Origin of the sequence: Streptomyces europaeiscabiei (genome assembly GCF_036346855.1) — a bacterium.
GTDB lineage: Bacteria > Actinomycetota > Actinomycetes > Streptomycetales > Streptomycetaceae > Streptomyces > Streptomyces europaeiscabiei.
The window spans coordinates 2360001-2375945 of the sequence record NZ_CP107841.1 but is presented as its reverse complement, the minus strand read 5'-3'; the positions used below and the strand labels follow the sequence as shown (position 1 = coordinate 2375945).

Genomic DNA, 15945 nt, shown 5'->3' with positions numbered 1-15945 from the left:
TGATCACCCCTCGTCATCGGGTGTCTCAACGCCCCCGGGGCCCTCGCGGAGGAGGCGGTGGCGGTGGCGGCCCCTCCTCCGGTGGAGGCGGCGGAGCCGGCCATGCACCCGGCCCCGACCCAGACCCTGCACCCGACCCGGACCCTGCACCCGATCCGGGCCCTGCACCCGGCCCGGACCCTGCACCGGACCCCGCCCCCGTTCCCGGCCGCTGCCCCGGCCGTCGCGGCGGAGGCGTGAACCGCCGCGCCACCGTGGGTGCCCCGTTCACGTCGGGCGGCCGAGGCACCTGGGACTCCCGGGGCTCCCGCGCCCCCGGCGGGCCCTGCGGCCTCCGCAGCTCGTCCGGCAGCCGCAGATACGGATTGGTGTCCGGGTTCGGCGGCCGGTACGGCGCGCCCGGTGTGTACGGTCCCGAGGAGGAGGCCGATGTCTCGTAGGGCTCGGCGGCTGCCGCCCCGCCGCCACCCGCGTCCTCCCGCGCCAGCGGCGAGGCCCGCAGCCCGGCGGCCCGCATCGCGCACGCCAGCAGCGCCCCTGCGGCCCCCGCACCCGCGCCCCACAGTGCGCCCAGCACCAGGGCCATGACAGCCTGCCCGCGCAACTCGATCCCCGCGTCGAACGCGTCGAAGCCGAAGACGGCCAGCGAGGCGTCCACCGACACCTCCGTCAGCCGTACGAGCAGCGGCAGCGCCACCGCTGTCGCGAGACCCAGCCGAAGAGCGCAGCGCCCCACGAAGCCGAGCGCGCTTCCGCCCCGTACCGCAGCACCGGACGCACCCCCGGCAGCGGCGGCAGTCGATTCCCGTACAAAAGGCGTACGTACGGCGGTCAGGACACCCGCGAACACCATCATCAGCGCGGCCGCGAGGCCCAACAGCCAGACCCTGCTGTCCAGTTCGGCCAGGCGCCCGAGCGTGACGGGTTCGCTCGCGTCGATGCGCAGCAGCTCGTCGAGCGGGTCGGGCAGGAGATCGGCCAGTGCGCCGGTGGCCCTGCCGTCCCAGGGGACGAGGAGGCCGATGGGGACGCCCAGCCAGACACCGTTGGGCGCGCCGAGGAGGGCCGCGCCGGCGATCCGCTCGGGGTGGGGGTCGCTGATCGCCGCGTACGCCGCCGCCGCGAGCCCGGCCAGGACCGCCACCAGCAGTACCGTCACCACCGCGGACACGGCCGGCCGTACGACCCGGTGCAGGGCGTCGAGGGCGGGAGGCAGGGGAGTGCGGCGCGAGGCCAGCAGGGCGATGAGCAGCACGCCGAGGCACCAGGCCAGGCCGCCGAGCAGGGTCGGCACGGTGTCGACCGTGAAACCGACCTTGGCGTTCGCGTCCGCCAGGTCGCCGAGCCGGTCCGGCAGCAGGCCGCCGCCGATGTCCCCGATGTCGCCGAGCCCGGGGATCTCCACGCCGTCGAGGTCGCCGCCGCCCGGCAGTCGTTCGTCGATCCCCAGCCGGGTCCCGTCGAGGGTGATGACGGCGTTCCCGGCCCAGGCCAGTCCGCCCATCAGCGCCACGAAGAGCGCGAGCACCGAGCCCGCCCGCGCGAGGAGTTCGACGGGGGTGATCACAACTCCCGCGCCGCGCAGGGACCGCAGGAAGAACCAGGACAGCAGGAGCGCTCCCACCAGGCCGACACCCAGTGGCGTGATCTCGATGGCGGTGGTGGCCTGTGCTCCTTCCAGGCCAAAGGCGGACACATCGCCGGACGGGGTCACCGACCCACCCGTCCCGAGCGCCACAACCGCCGCCGTCATGGGCCCGAGTTCGCCCGCGGAGTCGGCCTCCAGCAGATGCAGGCCGAGTGCCGCCGTACCCGCCATTCCGATCAACGCCCAGCTCACGGCGGCGATCGCGGAGAACGTTACGTCCCCCCACGGCACGCTCCTGCCATGGCCAACTTTCCGGTCGCTCATGGTCGGACCCCCCGATCCGCATCGCGGTGTTGTACCGCTGATGTCCCCCTCGCGTGGGATTACCACTCTCCGGCCCGGTTTCAACCCCGTCAACGGGACCGGCCGATGCCCCCGTACGCACTCTTCACAAGGCCCGACTTTCGGTCAGGGGGTCGAGCCTGAAATAGTTCCCCCCGATGTTCGACATCCCTAGACTCCCTGTGATGGGGGTAATTCGGGGGACAACTCAGTGGGGCATGGAGTGCCGGAACTCGTACTGGAATTGAACGGACAAACCTGGACGCTCGATCCGTCCAGGGCATATACCCTCGGACGTGATCCGCAGGGGGACATCGTGTTCGACGACGCCAGGGTGTCCTGGCGTCACGCCACGATCAGCTTCGGCGGCCGTAGTTGGGTGATCGAGGACCACGGCAGCACCAACGGCACCTTCGCGCAGGGGCAGCGGATCCACCAGTTGGAGATCGGCCCCGGCTCGGCCGTGCACCTGGGCAACGCGACCGACGGCCCGAGACTCAACCTCTCCGGCACCGCCGCGTCCGTCGCGCAGCCCCAGCAGCAGCCGTACGCCGCGCAGGGCGTGAGCGCCGGACACGCGGGCCAGCAGGCCCCGCAGCAGCAGGCGCCGCAGGCGGGCTGGCAGCAGCCGCAAGCGGCACAGGTCCCGCAGCAGCAGGGCTTCCCGCAGCAGGGCCCCGGTGGTGGCGCGGGGGCGCCGCCGGTCTACGGCGACCGCAGCCCGACCACGTTCCACCAGCTGTCGCTCGGCCGCGTCATGCGCATCGGCCGTGCCCTGGAGAACGAGCTGGTCGTCTCCGACCTGCAGGTCTCGCGCAACCACGCCGAGTTCCACGCGACGCCCGACGGGCGCTTCGAGATCCGCGACCTCGGCTCGCACAACGGCACGTTCGTCAACGGTATGCCGATCGCCAAGGGCGGCACGGCACTCCTCGGCCCGAACGACATCGTCGGCGTCGGTCACTCGACGTTCCGCATCATCGGCGACCGGCTCGAGGAGTTCGTCGACACCGGTGACGTCTCCTTCTCCGCACGTCACCTGACGGTCACCGTCGACGGCGGCAAGCAGATCCTGAAGGACGTCTCCTTCGGCGTCCCGGAGAAGTCGCTCATCGCGGTCATCGGCCCCTCGGGCTCCGGCAAGTCCACCCTGCTGAAGGCACTCACGGGCTACCGCCCCGCCAACCAGGGTGACGTCCTCTACGACAACCGGAACCTGTACAAGCAGTTCGCCGAGCTCCGCCAGCGCATCGGTCTGGTCCCGCAGGACGACATCCTGCACAAGGAGCTGACCGTCAAGAAGGCCCTCAAGTACGCGGCCAAGCTCCGCTTCCCGGCCGACACCACGGCCCAGGAGCGCGACGCCCGTATCGACGAGGTGCTGCGCGAGCTGAAGCTCGACATCCACAAGGACAAGAAGGTCACCTCGCTCTCCGGCGGCCAGCGCAAGCGCGTGTCGGTCGCCCTGGAGCTGCTGACCAAGCCGTCGCTGATCTTCCTGGACGAGCCGACCTCCGGTCTCGACCCGGGCATGGACCGCGACGTCATGCAGCTGCTGCGCGGCCTCGCCGACGACGGCCGTACGGTCCTGGTGGTCACCCACTCCGTGGCCGAGCTGGCGATCTGCGACAAGCTCCTGGTGATGGCCCCGGGTGGCTCGGTGGCGTACTTCGGTCCGCCCGAGGAGGCCCTGAACTTCTTCGGCTACGACACCTGGGCCGACGTCTTCTCCGCCTTCGAGAACTACCGCGACTACGACTGGGCGGGCCGCTGGAAGGGCTCGCAGCACTACCAGATGTACGCCGCGGACATCGACGCCGTCGCCCCGCAGTCGGTGCACATGCCGCCGCCGCAGTCGATGCGCCCGCCGAAGCCGCAGGGCTGGCTCTCCCAGCTCGGCACCCTGGTCCGGCGCTACGTCTCCGTCATCGCGTCCGACAAGGGCTTCCTCGCGCTGACGGTGATCCTGCCGGCCGTGCTCGGCGCGGTGAGCCTGCTCATCGACCCGGACAAGGACCTGTTGGTGCGGGGGGTGAACAAGGCGACGGGCCTGCCCGTCCCGAACGGCACGGCCACCACGGTGCTGCTGATCCTCGCGGTCGGCGCGTGCTTCGCCGGCGCCGCCAACTCCGTCCGAGAGCTGATCAAGGAACGCGTGATCTACGAGCGGGAGCGGGCCACCGGCCTGTCGCGCTCGGCGTACCTGATGTCCAAGGTGATCGTCCTCGGCGCGGTCACCGTGTTCCAGGGCGCCATGGTCGGCGCGATCGGCTTCTCCACCCGGACGATCCCGGACGAGGCGCTGATCTTCGGCGAGGGCAAGTTCGCCGTCATGCTCGAACTCTCCATCCCGATCATGGGGCTCGGCTTCACGTCCATGATGTTCGGCCTGGTCATCTCCTCGCTGGTGAAGACCGCCGAGAAGACGATGCCGCTGCTGGTCATGTTCGCGATCGTCCAGGTCGTCTTCACCGGCTGCCTCTTCGCCCTGCACGGCAGCCCCGGCGTCAACGAGTTCTCGTACCTGATGCCGTCGCGCTGGGCGGTGGCCGCCGCGGGCGCCACGCTGGACTTCAACAACATCAGCCCGCCGAAGGAGGCGGGCGACACGGACCCGCTGTGGGACCACACGGTCGGCGCCTACAGCCTCGACATGATCGCCCTCATCGTGCTCGGCGTGATCTGCGGTGTCCTCGTGGCCCGCTTCCTGCGCCGTCACGAGCCGGAGGTCATGCGGAAGTAGCCCCGCGGCCCACGGGCCGGGCACGGACGTACGAGGGGCGGCACCCGTACCGGGTGCCGCCCCTCCGCGTTCTCAGAGGTCCGCGCCGACCTCAGTACGCGCTGTTGACGTTGTCGATCGAGCCGTAGCGGTCGGCGGCGTAGTTCGCGGCGGCCGTCAGGTTGGCGACCGGGTCGTACTGGCTCTTGGCCGTGCCCGGGACGTGGTAGGCGTCGAAGGTCGGCTTGATGACCTGCAGCAGACCGATCGACGGGACGCCGTTGATGGCGTTGATGTCCCAGTCGTTGATGGCGTTCGGGTTGCCCGAGGACTCCCGCATGATGTTCTTGTGCAGGCCGTTGTAGGTGCCCGGGATCTTGTGCTTCTTCATGATGTCGAGCGCCTCACGGATCCAGCCGTCGAGGTTGTTCGGGTAGGTCTTCGCGGCGGCCTTGGCGATCTTGGCGCGCTGGGCGGACCGGCTCGCGGCCTCCTTCTTCGCACGCTCCTGCTCGGCCTTCTTCTTCGCGGCGGCCGCGGCGGCCTTCTTGTCGGCGTCGGCGGCCTGGTCGGTGACGCTCGCCTTCGCCGACTGGGCCGCGCTCTGACTGAACGCCACCGGCGCCGCGGACACTGTCTTCGCGGAGGTCTGAGCCTCGGCCGGCACCAGCGAGAACGCGAGGGAGGCGGCGCCGACGGCGGCCACTCCGGCGAACGACAGCTTGTGGGTCTTGGTCAGAGCGAGACGGTTGCGGAGGATGTTGGCGTTCTTGGGCATGAGTGATGGACCTCTTCGAATAGCGCGGAGGTCGCTCTCGTGCCGCGGGGGGACACTTCTCTTCCAGCACAAACGCCGCGGGAGAACCCACGGCGTCGAGCGACTGAAACCATTCTTAGCGGCCGCAAAATCGGGTGGCAAAGGTGTGACGTACGATCCCGCTTAGTTGAACCGGAAACGGCAAAACGGGACAGAACAACCCGTCCGTCCCGCTCAAACCGCCCTTATCCGTCTCCTAGGCGTGTTCGTACGTGATGCGCACCCTATGGGCGGGCTCACACCGGCCGGGCGTCTGTCTTACAGGTAGTTGCTGTCGCAATGCTCTCCGTGAGGCCCCTCCGGTGGCAGGACGAGGTGCACGTCCCCGAACTCGTGCCACAGGTAACGCCCCCGGACCGCCTCTTCGTACGCGCGGTCGATCGCCGCCCGCCCCCCGACCGCCTCCAGCATCAGCAGATGCGATGCCTCCGGCTCGTGCAGCCCCGTGAGCAGCCCGTCCACCCCGCGCACCCCGCGCCCCGGCGTCACCACCAGATCCGTCCACCCTGCCCGCGCCCTTACGACGCCGTCGGGCCCCGTGGCCGACTCCACCGCCCGTATCGCCGTCGTCCCCACCGCGACCACCCGCCCGCCGCCCGCCTTCGCGCTGTTGATCAGCCGCGCCGACGCCTCCGGCACCGCGAACCGCTCCGGATACGGCGGCTCGTGCGCCTCCGCCGACGCCACCCCCGTGTGCAGCACGACCGGCGCGAACTGCACACCCCGGCTCACCAGCTCCGCCACCAGCCGCGCCGTGAACGGCCGTCCCGCACTCGGCATCTCCGCACTCCCCGCCCCGTCCTGCGACGGCAACGCGAACACCGTCTGGTACACGGACAACGGCTGATCCCGCTCCGTATAGGAGTAACGGATGGGCCGCCCGTACTCCCGCAGCACCCCGACGACAGCCGCGGAGGACACCCGGGCCCACCACAGCCGCTCACCCCGCTCGCTCAGCGGCTCCTCCAGAACCAGCCGCAGGTCCCCGGGAAGCCGCACCTCCGTCCCCGCCGGGCCGCCCGCACGCGCGCGCGTGGTGCCGCGTCCGTCCGGATCCCGCAGCTCCACGGCCCACCGCCCGTCATCACCCCGCGTCGAGAAATGCACCACCACGCGCACCTGCCCGACCGTCCCGTCCACCGCCGCCGCCAGCGTCGGCGACGTGTTCACCACCAGCAGATCCCCCGCCCTCAGCAACCCCGGCAGCGCCGTGAACGCGTGGTGCGACACCTCCGTCCCGCGCGAGACCAGCAGCCGTACGCCGTCCCGGTCGAGGCCCGGCCCGCGCTGCTCGGCGGGCACGCGCGCGTGCAGCTCGTCCGGGACACGCACCGCCGCCTTCGTCATCGCCCCTCCAGCAGGGACGGCGCCCCGTAGCGGCCACTGGCCGGCCGCTCGTCGAGCAACCGCAGAAAGGCCGCCGCCACACTCCTCGGGCTCGGCCGTGGATCGTCGTCGTCCGGTACGGCCGCCGCGTACAGGTCCGTGCCCATGTCCCCGGGATCGACGGCCCACACCCGAAGCCCCGGCTCCTCCTCGGCCAGCACCGCCGACAGCTGGTCCAGCGCCGCCTTCGAGGCCCCGTACCCGCCCCACGTCGCGTACGCCTCGGCCGCCGCGTCCGAGGTGACACCGATCACCGCGCCCGCCCCGGAGGCCCGCAACAGCGGCAGCGCCTCCTGGACCAGCCCCAGCGCCGCCACCACATTGACCTCCAGGGCCCGCCGCAGCCCGTCCAGCGCCAGCCCCTCCAGCCGTACGAGCGGCTCGGCGCCCAGCGCGCTCGCGTTGTTCACCAGCAGATCGACCCCGCCCAGCCCCCGCGCCGCCGCCACCAGGTCGGCCCGGTGCCCGGCGTCCGTGACATCCCCCGGCAGGGCCTCCACCCGCGTCCCGTACGCCGACAGCTCCGCCGCCGACTCCTTCAGCACCTCGGCGGTCCTGGCGTCAAGCACCAGGTCCCACCCGCGCTCCGCCAGCGCCGCGCCGAGCGCCCGGCCCAGCCCCTTCGAAGCCCCCGTGATGATCGCTACCGGCATGACATCCGTCCCCTCGTCCTCGACCGCCTCCCGAACCGGCCGGCGGTGATCCCAACGTAGGAACGGGACCACCCCCACCGCCTCGTCCGCGGGCCGCAGAACGCCGGGGCCCTTCGCCCTAGGTCACCGGACCTGCCCGGGGTCCTAGGACCGGTCGTAGGCCCTTGGCCTAGGTCCGACGGCCCGGACGAGGCCTCCGGCGGTCCGATCCGCGGTGTCGGACCCCGCCGGTACGGTGAGGTCATGAGCCAAGGTCCACGGTCCGGTCTCGCCGCGGTGAGTTCCGCGCTGCTGGCCATGAGCAGGCACCTGGAGGTGCGTGACGTCCTCAAGACGATCGTCGCCTCCGCGCGCGAGCTGCTCGACGCGGAGTACGCGGCGCTCGGCGTCCCCGACGACCACGGCGGCTTCGCCCAGTTCGTCGTCGACGGCGTCAGCGACGCCCAGTGGAAGGCCATCGGCCCCCTCCCGCGCCAGCACGGCATCCTCGCCGCGATGCTCCACGAGGCCACCCCGGAGCGCCTGGCCGACGTCCGCAAGGACCCGCGCTTCGAGGGCTGGCCGAGCGCCCACCCCGACCTCGTCGACTTCCTGGGCCTGCCCATCCGCGACGGCGACGAGGTCATCGGCGCCCTCTTCCTCGCCAACAAGCGCTGCCCCGGGCCCGAGGGCGGCTTCGGCTTCACCGAGGAGGACGAGGACCTGCTGTCGATCCTCGCCCAGCACGCCGCGATCGCCCTGACCAACGCCCGCCTCTACGAACGCAGCCGCGAGCTGACCATCGCCGAGGAGCGCTCCCGGCTCGCCCACGAACTGCACGACGCGGTCAGCCAGAAGCTCTTCTCCCTGCGCCTGACCGCCCAGGCCGCCGCCGCCCTCGTCGACCGCGACCCCTCCCGCGCCAAGGGCGAACTGCACCAGGTGGCCGCCCTCGCCGCCGAGGCAGCCGACGAGCTGCGCGCAGCCGTCGTCGAGCTGCGCCCCGCAGGGCTCGACGAGGACGGTCTGGTCGCCACCCTGCGCACCCAGGTCCACGTCCTGGACCGCGCCCACAGCGCCCGCGTCACCTTCTCCGGCCGCGGAGCCCGCGCACTGCCCGCCGCCCAGGAGGAGGCCATGCTGCGCGTCGCCCAGGAGGCCCTGCACAACGCCCTGCGCCACTCGGGAGCCGAGCGGGTCGACGTCACCCTCGACCGGCACGGCGGCGGAGCCGTCCTGCGGGTCACGGACGACGGCGCCGGCTTCGACCCCCTGGGTGTACGCCGCGCCGGACGCCACCTCGGCCTGGTCTCCATGCGTGACCGGGCGAGCGGGGTCGGTGGCCGGCTGACCGTGGAATCGGCGCCCGGAAAGGGCACCACGATCGAGATGGAGGTCCCCGGTGGCTGACGCAATCAAGGTGCTCCTCGTCGACGACCACCAGGTGGTCCGACGCGGCCTGCGCACCTTCCTGGAGGTTCAGGACGACATAGAGGTCGTGGGAGAGGCCGCCGACGGCGCCGAAGGTGTCGCCCGCGCCGAGGAGCTCCGGCCCGACGTCGTCCTCATGGACGTCAAGATGCCGGGCATGGACGGCGTCGACGCGCTGCGCAAGCTCCGCGAACTCGCCAACCCCGCGCGTGTGCTCATCGTCACCAGCTTCACCGAGCAGCGCACGGTCGTCCCGGCCCTGCGTGCCGGCGCCGCCGGGTACGTCTACAAGGACGTGGACCCCGACGCCCTCGCCGGCGCCATCCGCTCGGTGCACGCCGGCCACATCCTCCTCCAGCCGGAGGTCGCCGACGCGCTCCTGTCCCAGGAGGTGGCCAACTCCGGCCAGGGGAGAGGCGGCTCACTCACCGAGCGGGAGCGCGAGGTGCTCGGCCTGATAGCCGACGGCCGCTCCAACCGCGAGATCGCCCGCGCCCTGGTCCTCTCCGAGAAGACGGTGAAGACCCATGTCTCGAACATCCTGATGAAGCTCGACCTGGCGGACCGCACCCAGGCCGCGCTCTGGGCGGTACGCCACGGTGTGGCCGGATGACATGCGGATTGTCCGGCAACATGGAGGGTTCCTCTCCGGGCTGAGATTCATACTGTCGGGTGTATGTCCCCCGGATGGCGCATCCTCGGGGAATCCCCGTCGTTCTTCAGTGCGTGCTGCGTGCGACCGCCGCAGTGATCGCAAGGAAGGGCTTAAAGTGAAGAACCTGAAGAAGGCCGCCGCTGTCACGATGGTGGCCGGTGGCCTCGTCGCCGCCGGTGCCGGCATGGCATCCGCCACCGACGGTGGGGCGCACGCCGACGGCAAGGCCATCGGCTCGCCGGGCGTCGTCTCGGGCAACGTCATCCAGGCCCCGGTCCACATCCCCGTGAACGCGGTCGGCAACAGCGTGAACGTCGTCGGCATCCTGAACCCGGCCTTCGGCAACCTGGGTGTCAACCACTGACGTTCCCGCCCCGGAGCACAGTGACCACCGGCCTTCCAGGCGCTCCTGGGAGGCCGGTCAGGCTCTCGCCTCTCCAGTTCCCCGTGTCGTCGTTCCACCGCCCGATGCGCGAACGAGCAGTTCCCGCCCCTCGTTGGTGCCAGCGCGTCCCCGCCCGGCGTTGATCAGCGCACGGCCCGCGGGCGGGTCGGACACGCACGACGCGGGAGGAGCGCAACTCATGAACCTCGCCGAGAAGGCGCCCCGACCTTCAGTGCCGCCGGTCTCGCCGCAGAGGCCTCGTCCGGTGCCGCCGTCGCCGACTCGTCAGTTATCGCCGGACAGCGAGGCCGTGGGCTCCCCGGGCGCCGCCTCCGGCCTCCACGTCCAGGACCCCGTCGACGACCCCTTCAGGGTCACGGGCCTCAGCGGCAATCTTGTCGCGGCACCCAACCCCACATGCGGCAACAGCACGGCCGACCACTGAGCCGCGCCGCGCTGTGATCGAGGGCCCCGCGAGCCTTCCGGGTTCGTGTAGCCCTCGGCCGTGCGGCGGCGGCAGTGCCGGAGCGCCTGATGGCTCGGGGCTGCGGTGCGTTCGGCGACTGCGGCTCGTAGGTGGCCGATCGCACGGGTTTCCCCGCGCCCCTGAAAGGGCTGCGCCCGTTCGCCGCCCTCCGTCGTGCCCAGCCGCGGGCGGCCGTGCCACCGGAGGTCCTGGCTGCGGGCAGTCCTGTCGCTGGGGCGGCACGGGTGGGCGCGGCGGCACCCGGCAGGCGCCGGTGAGCGAAACCCCGCTCTCCCGGGCCCGGCCGCCGGGGCGGCACACCGCCAGGCGTCCAGCGCAGCCGCCAGGCGTCCAGCGCAGCCGCCGGGCGACAGCGCACCGGAAGAGGGCAGTGCACCCCCGGTCGGCTAGCGCCCCCGCTCCCGTTCCTCCACGAACGCGTTGTACGCCGCCACCTGCGCCCGCCGAGCCGTCCGCTCGACCGGACGCAGCGCGGCGGTCCGGGAGGCCATCTCGGAGGCGCTCACGGCGCCACCGTGGCCGTTCTCGAACGCCACGGAGACCAGCAACCCCACCCGCTGCGCCAGCTCCAGCACCCGTACTGCACGCGGCGGATACCCGGGCGCCAGCACCTCGCGCCCTCGCTCGGCCCGCGCCCGGTACGCGTCGATCGCCGCCTCGGCCACCGGCCCGGACGCCGCGATGTCCAGCCGCGACAACACCGCGGTGGCATCCCGCAACGCCTCGGCCAACTCCCGCTCGGCCTCCCCGAGGGACGGCACATCGGCGGGCGGAGCCTCCCGCACCTCCAGGCAGTGCCAGACGACCTCCACATGCTCGTCCCCGGCGGGCCCCACCGAGTACACCTCCGGCACCAGCCCCAGCGCACCCCCGTGGCAGACGACCGCCTCCTCCGCCTCCAGCGCCCGCTTGTTGAACTCCGGCGGCCCGCTCAGCCCCAGCGGATGCCCCGCCGCGGGCAGCGCGACCCGCAGCCCGGTCACCCCGAGCGCCCGCAACCGCCCCAGCGCGAGCGTCAGTCCGACCGGCCCCGACTCGCCGGGCAACCCCTCCACCCGGTGCACCGAGTCCGTCCCGACGATCGCGAGCACCGCGTCATCCGGAGAGACAAGTCCGGCAAGAAGGGCATTACCCCATGGGGCGAGGCGCCCTGAGCGTGGTTCCGAGAGCATGCCCCCACCCTAAGGACCGACCGAGGGGATGGACGGCCCGACCGGTGGCGTAGATTTCCCTGAGGGCTGCGCCCATCCGGCGGTGGCTCCGACCACAGGCGTACGCGCCAGCCGAGACAGGCCGACACTGCAAGGGGAGACAGCGCGCTCATGAGCGATGTTCTGGAGCTGGAGGACGTATCCGTGGTCCGCGAGGGCCGGGCTCTGGTGGACCAGGTCTCCTGGTCGGTCAAGGAGGGCGAGCGCTGGGCCATCCTCGGCCCCAACGGCGCGGGCAAGACCACCCTCCTCAACATCGCGTCCAGCTACCTCTACCCCAGCAAGGGCACCGCCACGATCCTCGGCGACACCCTCGGCAAGGTCGACGTCTTCGAGCTGCGCCCCCGCATCGGCATGGCCGGCATCGCCATGGCGGAGAAGCTCCCCAGGCGCCAGACCGTCCTGCAGACCGTGCTGACCGCCGCGTACGGCATGACCGCCACCTGGAACGAGGACTACGAGGAGGTCGACGAGCTGCGCGCCCGCGCCTTCCTCGACCGCCTCGGCATGACCGACTTCGTCGACCGCAAGTTCGGCACCCTCTCCGAGGGCGAGCGCAAGCGCACCCTCATCGCGCGCGCCCTGATGGCCGACCCCGAGCTGCTGCTCCTCGACGAGCCCGCCGCCGGACTGGACCTCGGCGGCCGCGAGGACCTCGTACGCCGTCTCGGCCGCCTGGCCCGCGACCCGATCGCCCCCTCCATGATCATGGTCACGCACCATGTCGAGGAGATCCCCCCGGGCTTCACCCACGTCCTGATGATCCGCCAGGGCAAGGTCCTCGCCGCGGGCCCGCTGGAGCTGGAGCTCACCTCCCGCAACCTCTCCCTCTGCTTCGGCCTCCCGCTCGTCGTCGATCAGCTCGGCGAGCGCTGGACCGCCCACGGCCTGCCGCTCAACTGACCTCCAACTTCTCCCGATATCCCGCCGGTCGGGCGCCCCGGGACAACAACAGGGCCCAGGAGCACCCGACTTGGGAGCTTTCAGTACGCGATCTTTGACCGTGCGCCCTGTTCGGCGGCCCGATCGCGGTTCTACCATGGCCGATGTGGACAGCATCGACGCATGGGTGTGGTGGCTGATCGGCGCGACCGGGCTCGGGATCGCCCTGGTGGTGACCGCGATGCCCGAGTTGGGAATGCTCGCCCTGGGCGCCGTCGCAGGCGCCGTGACCGCGGGGCTGGGAGGCGGAGTCGTACTCCAGGTCATCGTCTTCGCGGTCGTCTCCGTCGCGCTCCTCGCCGTCGTCCGGCCCATCGCGGCCCGGCACAGATCCCAACGGCCCCAACTCGCGACCGGAATCGACGCGTTGAAGGGCAGACACGCCGTCGTCCTGGAACGGGTCGACGGCTCGGGCGGTCGTATCAAACTGGCCGGCGAAGTCTGGTCCGCCCGCGCGCTCGACACCGGCCAGGCCTTCGAGGTGGGTCAGGAAGTGGACGTCGTGGAGATCGAGGGAGCCACGGCGATCGTCATGTGACCTCGCACGACGTGGTCACGACGCGATGACGCTATGACCTGAACGACCCACCTGGCAGGCGGTGTTCTGCCAGACTCGACCAGCAAGATCTTCAACAGTCCCGACAGGCATAAGATCTTCAGGAAGCGCCACGGCAGAGAAGGGCACGGGGAGCAAACGATGGAACCGATCATCATCGTCCTGATCATTCTGGTGGTGTTGGTCTTCATCGCCCTGATCAAGACCATCCAGGTGATTCCACAGGCAAGCGCCGCGATCGTCGAGCGGTTCGGCCGCTACACGCGCACACTCAACGCGGGCCTCAACATCGTGGTCCCGTTCATCGACTCCATCCGCAACCGCATCGACCTGCGTGAACAGGTCGTGCCGTTCCCACCCCAGCCGGTGATCACCCAGGACAACCTGGTCGTGAACATCGACACGGTCATCTACTACCAGGTGACCGACGCCCGCGCCGCCACCTACGAGGTCGCCAGCTACATCCAGGCCATCGAGCAGCTCACCGTCACCACGCTCCGCAACATCATCGGTGGCATGGACCTGGAGCGGACCCTGACCTCCCGCGAGGAGATCAACGCGGCCCTGCGCGGCGTCCTCGACGAGGCCACCGGCAAGTGGGGCATCCGCGTCAACCGCGTCGAGCTGAAGGCGATCGAGCCGCCCACCTCCATCCAGGACTCGATGGAGAAGCAGATGCGCGCCGACCGTGACAAGCGCGCCGCGATCCTCACCGCCGAAGGTACGCGCCAGGCGGCCATCCTCACCGCCGAGGGCGAGAAGCAGTCCCAGATCCTGCGCGCCGAGGGTGAGGCCAAGGCCGCCGCCCTGCGCGCCGAGGGTGAGGCCCAGGCCGTCCGTACGGTCTTCGAGGCCATCCACGCCGGCGACCCGGACCAGAAGCTCCTCTCCTACCAGTACCTCCAGATGCTCCCGAAGATCGCCGAGGGCGACGCCAACAAGCTCTGGATCGTCCCCAGCGAAATCGGCGACGCCCTCAAGGGCCTCTCCGGCGCCATGGGCAACTTCGGCAACTTCGGCGGCGGCGGCCCGTCGGTGCCCAGGCCCGCCGACGGCAACAGCGAGCGCCGTGAGAAGCCGGCCATCGACTGAGCACACGACAATGGGCCCGCCTTCGCAAGAAGGGCGGGCCCAGACGTCTTCAGGGGCGCGGGGAACTGCGCGATCAGCCACAACGCACCCGCAGTCCGCGCATCACAGCAACCCCAACGCCGTTACGCGGCCCCCTGCGAGAGCCAGGCCGGCAGCGCGTCGAAGTCATCGTGCCCCAGAGACAGCAGCATCGCGTCCGCCGGCGTAGGCTCGAAGGGCTGCCGCAGCAGCGGCATACCCGCCTGCTCCGGAGTCCGGTCGGCCTTGCGGTGATTGTCCTCGGCGCACGACGCGACCGTGTTCAGCCAGGTGTCACCACCGCCCCGCGACCTTGGCACCACATGGTCGACCGTCGTCGCCCGCCTGCCGCAGTACGCGCACCTGTGCCTGTCCCGTACCAGGACACCCCGCCTTGACCACGGCGCTTGTCTTCGGAACGGCACCCGCACATACCTGCACAGCCTGATCACCCGGGGCGCCGGTATGTCGACCACGGCCCCGCGCATGCGCAGTTCGGGGTGGGTCTGCTCGACGACGGCCTTGTCCTGCAGCACCAGAACGACGGCTCGGTTGAGCGTCACCGTCGACAGCGGCTCGAAGCTCGCGTTCAGTACCAGCGTGTCCCGCATCCCAGCCCACCTCCTGTGCCAGCCCACCCCCCGGCGGGCTTGGATCAACTCTGGCCGGGCACGCCGAGATGGACAACGCAATAAAAAATGCCCGTCTCTGATCACTTCCAAGACCAGAGACGGGCAAACGTTCTATGAACGTCCGGCTTCGTTACTATTCCGCCACGGCGGCGTACTCGGCGACGAGTTGAGCGCGCGCCAGGGTGTGGAAGCGCAGGTTGAAACCGACCACGGCGGGCGAAACATCCGCATCCGGGCCGAGCTTTTCCTCATCCACGGCGTACACCGTGAACACATACCGGTGCGCCGGATCCCCGGGCGGCGGCGCGGCCCCACCGAAGTCCTTCGTCCCGTAGTCGTTGCGCACCTGGACGGCGCCCTCGGGCAGCCCCTCGAACTTCCCCGTGCCCGCGCCCGTCGGCAGCTCCGTCACCGACGCCGGGATGTCGAACACGACCCAGTGCCAGAACCCGCTGCCCGTGGGGGCGTCCGGGTCGTAGCAGGTCACGGCGAAACTCCTGGTCTCCGGCGGGAAGCCCTCCCAGCGCAGCTGCGGCGAGGTGTTCCCCTCCGCGTGGACCTGAGCGTCCTTGAGCGTCGCACCCGCCTCGACGTCCTCGCTCGTGACCGTGAAGGACGGCACGGCCGGGTGGAAATCGTGGGGGAGCGGCGGCCTCTTCGGCTCGGTCACCTCGGTACCTCCTGATGGATCCGGGGTAGGTGTGGTTCCAGATACGTCGAGCCTAGAACCAGCTGCGCTTGCTGCCGACCTCCGACAGCCACTGGTTCAGGTACGCGGCCCAGTCCGTGCTCTGGTAGTCGTGCAGCCCCACCCTGAACGAACGGAACGAGTCGCTGCCCTCGCTGAACAGCCCCGGCTTCTTGTCCATCTCCAGCACGACGTCCATCTCGCGGTCGTCGGCGACGAAGCTCAACTCGACCTGGTTCAGGCCGTGGTACTGCTGCGGCGGGTAGAACTCGATCTCCTGGTAGAACGGCAGCTTCTGCCGCGTACCCCGGATGTGACCGCGCTCCAGGTCCGCGTTCTTGAAGCGGAAGCCCAGCTGGAT

The 15945-nt window shown here is 70.9% G+C and carries 16 protein-coding genes (1 of these 16 cut by a window edge); 8 read left to right on the top strand and 8 right to left on the bottom strand.

Translation table 11 applies throughout. From position 1 onward, the window contains the following. Window positions 1–25: 25 nt before the first annotated feature. Window positions 26–1912, bottom strand: a complete 1887-nt coding sequence (locus tag OG858_RS10200) for a streptophobe family protein (protein WP_328544977.1) — start codon at window positions 1910–1912, stop codon at window positions 26–28. A gap of 241 nt (window positions 1913–2153) precedes the next feature. Between OG858_RS10200 and OG858_RS10195 the strand changes: the two genes are divergently transcribed. After that, window positions 2154–4673, top strand: coding sequence for an ABC transporter ATP-binding protein/permease (locus tag OG858_RS10195; RefSeq protein ID WP_086753379.1), 2520 nt, complete (start codon window positions 2154–2156; stop codon window positions 4671–4673). 91 nt (window positions 4674–4764) lie between these two features. Here OG858_RS10195 and OG858_RS10190 read toward each other — a convergent pair whose 3' ends face one another. The 3 genes from OG858_RS10190 to OG858_RS10180 form a co-directional block, all read right to left on the bottom strand. Next, window positions 4765–5430 carry a transglycosylase SLT domain-containing protein gene (locus OG858_RS10190; protein ID WP_319319746.1) on the bottom strand — a complete coding sequence of 222 codons (666 nt, stop codon included), beginning with the start codon at window positions 5428–5430 and terminating at the stop codon, window positions 4765–4767. Window positions 5431–5727: 297 nt separating this feature from the next. Next, entirely contained in the window at window positions 5728–6816 is a 1089-nt protein-coding gene (locus OG858_RS10185; RefSeq protein ID WP_319264956.1) for an S-adenosylmethionine:tRNA ribosyltransferase-isomerase, read from the bottom strand. Further along, window positions 6813–7508: an SDR family NAD(P)-dependent oxidoreductase gene (locus OG858_RS10180; RefSeq protein ID WP_327749079.1), complete on the bottom strand. Its 696-nt coding sequence runs from the start codon at window positions 7506–7508 to the stop codon at window positions 6813–6815. Before OG858_RS10180 ends, OG858_RS10185 begins: the two co-directional genes overlap by 4 nt. Window positions 7509–7751: 243 nt before the next feature. Here OG858_RS10180 and OG858_RS10175 point away from each other — a divergent pair, with 243 nt between their 5' ends. The 4 genes from OG858_RS10175 (at window position 7752) to OG858_RS10160 (ending at window position 10403) form a co-directional block, all read left to right on the top strand. Further along, the gene (locus OG858_RS10175; protein WP_319067975.1) at window positions 7752–8897 is read left to right on the top strand and encodes a GAF domain-containing sensor histidine kinase; all 1146 of its coding nucleotides are present in this window, start codon (window positions 7752–7754) and stop codon (window positions 8895–8897) included. After that, complete coding sequence (locus OG858_RS10170; RefSeq protein ID WP_319067973.1) at window positions 8890–9531, top strand: response regulator transcription factor; 642 nt, start codon at window positions 8890–8892, stop codon at window positions 9529–9531. Before OG858_RS10175 ends, OG858_RS10170 begins: the two co-directional genes overlap by 8 nt. A 157-nt stretch (window positions 9532–9688) precedes the next feature. Further along, the gene (gene chpE, locus OG858_RS10165; RefSeq protein WP_033529228.1) at window positions 9689–9937 is read left to right on the top strand and encodes a chaplin ChpE; all 249 of its coding nucleotides are present in this window, start codon (window positions 9689–9691) and stop codon (window positions 9935–9937) included. Between the two features lie 220 nt (window positions 9938–10157). Continuing rightward, window positions 10158–10403, top strand: a complete 246-nt coding sequence (locus OG858_RS10160) for a chaplin (protein ID WP_328544978.1) — start codon at window positions 10158–10160, stop codon at window positions 10401–10403. A gap of 428 nt (window positions 10404–10831) precedes the next feature. Here the strand turns inward: OG858_RS10160 and OG858_RS10155 are convergent, their stop codons facing one another. Beyond that, the gene (locus tag OG858_RS10155; RefSeq protein ID WP_319067969.1) at window positions 10832–11617 is read right to left on the bottom strand and encodes a hypothetical protein; all 786 of its coding nucleotides are present in this window, start codon (window positions 11615–11617) and stop codon (window positions 10832–10834) included. Between the two features lie 150 nt (window positions 11618–11767). On the opposite strand from OG858_RS10155, the gene OG858_RS10150 reads away from it, so the two are divergent. The 3 genes from OG858_RS10150 to OG858_RS10140 all read left to right on the top strand — a co-directional run bounded on the left by OG858_RS10150 (window position 11768) and on the right by OG858_RS10140 (window position 14246). Then, window positions 11768–12559, top strand: a complete 792-nt coding sequence (locus OG858_RS10150) for an ABC transporter ATP-binding protein (protein ID WP_037691221.1) — start codon at window positions 11768–11770, stop codon at window positions 12557–12559. A 145-nt stretch (window positions 12560–12704) separates the two neighbouring features. Then, window positions 12705–13136, top strand: coding sequence for an NfeD family protein (locus tag OG858_RS10145; RefSeq protein WP_086749946.1), 432 nt, complete (start codon window positions 12705–12707; stop codon window positions 13134–13136). A 159-nt stretch (window positions 13137–13295) separates the two neighbouring features. Beyond that, window positions 13296–14246 (top strand): SPFH domain-containing protein, encoded by a 951-nt coding sequence (locus tag OG858_RS10140; RefSeq protein WP_037691219.1) that lies wholly within the window; start codon window positions 13296–13298, stop codon window positions 14244–14246. A gap of 122 nt (window positions 14247–14368) precedes the next feature. On the opposite strand, the gene OG858_RS10135 is transcribed toward OG858_RS10140, so the two are convergent. The 3 genes from OG858_RS10135 to OG858_RS10125 all read right to left on the bottom strand — a co-directional run. After that, on the bottom strand, window positions 14369–14875 hold the full coding sequence (locus OG858_RS10135) for an HNH endonuclease (RefSeq protein WP_086749942.1): 507 nt from the start codon (window positions 14873–14875) through the stop codon (window positions 14369–14371). Window positions 14876–15029: 154 nt separating this feature from the next. Next, window positions 15030–15566, bottom strand: coding sequence for a YbhB/YbcL family Raf kinase inhibitor-like protein (locus tag OG858_RS10130; RefSeq protein WP_086749943.1), 537 nt, complete (start codon window positions 15564–15566; stop codon window positions 15030–15032). Between the two features lie 52 nt (window positions 15567–15618). After that, on the bottom strand, window positions 15619–15945 hold the final stretch of the coding sequence (locus OG858_RS10125) for a sporulation protein (RefSeq protein WP_319067966.1). The gene runs 456 nt beyond the window's last position; the window shows 327 of its 783 coding nt (coding positions 457–783); the start codon falls outside the window, past its right edge; the stop codon is at window positions 15619–15621.